Source organism: Aeromicrobium phragmitis (assembly GCF_003674095.1).
Taxonomy (GTDB): Bacteria; Actinomycetota; Actinomycetes; order Propionibacteriales; family Nocardioidaceae; genus Aeromicrobium; species Aeromicrobium phragmitis.
Genome location: NZ_RDBF01000206.1, coordinates 1 through 348 on the forward strand (window position 1 = coordinate 1; position 348 = coordinate 348).

1 protein-coding gene is annotated in these 348 nt (G+C 61.8%); it reads right to left on the bottom strand.

Translation table 11 applies throughout. The annotated features are described in order from the left end of the window. On the bottom strand, window positions 1-259 hold a 259-nt coding region (gene cas2e / locus D9V41_RS16985; RefSeq protein ID WP_121795638.1), incomplete at its 3' end, for a type I-E CRISPR-associated endoribonuclease Cas2e. Window positions 260-348 lie beyond the last annotated feature (89 nt).

Below are 348 nucleotides of genomic sequence, written 5' to 3' on the forward strand. Positions count from 1 at the left end.
GCATCAACGTGACACCATCAAGGTCCACCGGTTCCCAGTGATGCCGGGCGACCTTGAACTGGAGCCGTTGTTCGTTCCTGGCGCTGTAAACCATGATTGCCCTGCCGGTCGCGCTGAGTTCCACGATGCGGGCCCAGAGTCGTTCGCGAACTCGCGTGGAGGCGACACCGACGTAAACGCCTGGACTGATCTCCAGCAGCCAGCGCGTCAAGTCGCCGCGAAGCCGCTCCGGTACCACCGTGAGGACGACAACGATCACCAGTCGACCTCGTGGTTCATTCCACCGCTGACAGCGCGATCAGCACCATCCCAGATGCTCACCACGTTGCTAGACCAGAGCGCATCGTC